General features: G+C 62.2%; 1 protein-coding gene. It reads left to right on the top strand.

The genetic code is table 11. The annotated features are described in order from the left end of the window. The first annotated feature begins 1 nt into the window (after nucleotide 1). The gene (tuf, locus tag GQ59_RS30325; RefSeq protein ID WP_037088622.1) at nucleotides 2-1,177 is read left to right on the top strand and encodes an elongation factor Tu; all 1,176 of its coding nucleotides are present in this window, start codon (nucleotides 2-4) and stop codon (nucleotides 1,175-1,177) included.

Raw genomic sequence — 1,177 nt, forward strand, 5'->3', positions numbered from 1 at the left:
AATGGCAAAGAGCAAGTTTGAGCGCAACAAGCCGCACGTCAACATTGGCACGATCGGTCACGTTGACCATGGCAAGACGTCGCTGACGGCCGCGATCACGAAGTACTTCGGCGAGTACAAGGCCTATGACCAGATCGACGCGGCTCCTGAAGAGAAGGCTCGCGGCATCACCATTTCGACGGCGCACGTCGAATATGAGACGCCGGCCCGCCATTATGCGCACGTCGACTGCCCCGGCCACGCCGACTACGTCAAGAACATGATCACCGGCGCTGCCCAGATGGACGGCGCGATCCTGGTTTGCTCGGCAGCCGACGGCCCGATGCCGCAGACCCGCGAGCACATCCTGCTCGCCCGTCAGGTTGGCGTTCCGGCGATCGTTGTGTTCCTGAACAAGGTCGACCAGGTCGACGACGCCGAGCTTCTCGAGCTCGTCGAGCTGGAAGTGCGCGAACTCCTGTCGTCCTACGACTTCCCGGGCGACGACATCCCGATCATCAAGGGTTCGGCGCTTGCCGCTCTTGAAGATTCGGACAAGAAGATCGGCGAGGATTCGATCCGCGAGCTGATGGCTGCTGTCGACGCCTACATCCCGACGCCTGAGCGTCCGATCAACATGCCGTTCCTGATGCCGATCGAAGACGTGTTCTCGATCTCGGGTCGTGGTACGGTCGTGACCGGCCGCGTCGAGCGCGGCATCGTCAAGGTCGGCGAAGAAGTCGAGATCGTCGGCATCCGCCCGACCTCGAAGACGACGGTGACCGGCGTTGAAATGTTCCGCAAGCTGCTCGACCAGGGTCAGGCCGGCGACAACATCGGCGCTCTGGTTCGCGGCGTGAACCGTGACGGCGTCGAGCGTGGCCAGATTCTCTGCAAGCCGGGTTCGGTCAAGCCGCACAAGAAGTTCATGGCCGAAGCCTACATCCTGACGAAGGAAGAAGGCGGCCGTCATACGCCGTTCTTCACCAACTACCGTCCGCAGTTCTACTTCCGCACGACGGACGTGACGGGCATCGTATCGCTGCCGGAAGGCACGGAAATGGTCATGCCGGGCGACAACGTCACCGTTGCCGTCGAGCTGATCGTTCCGATCGCGATGGAAGAAAAGCTGCGCTTCGCGATCCGCGAAGGCGGCCGCACCGTCGGCGCCGGCATCGTCGCCTCGATCATCGAGTAA

Source organism: Neorhizobium vignae (assembly GCF_000732195.1).
Lineage (GTDB): Bacteria > Pseudomonadota > Alphaproteobacteria > Rhizobiales > Rhizobiaceae > Neorhizobium > Neorhizobium vignae.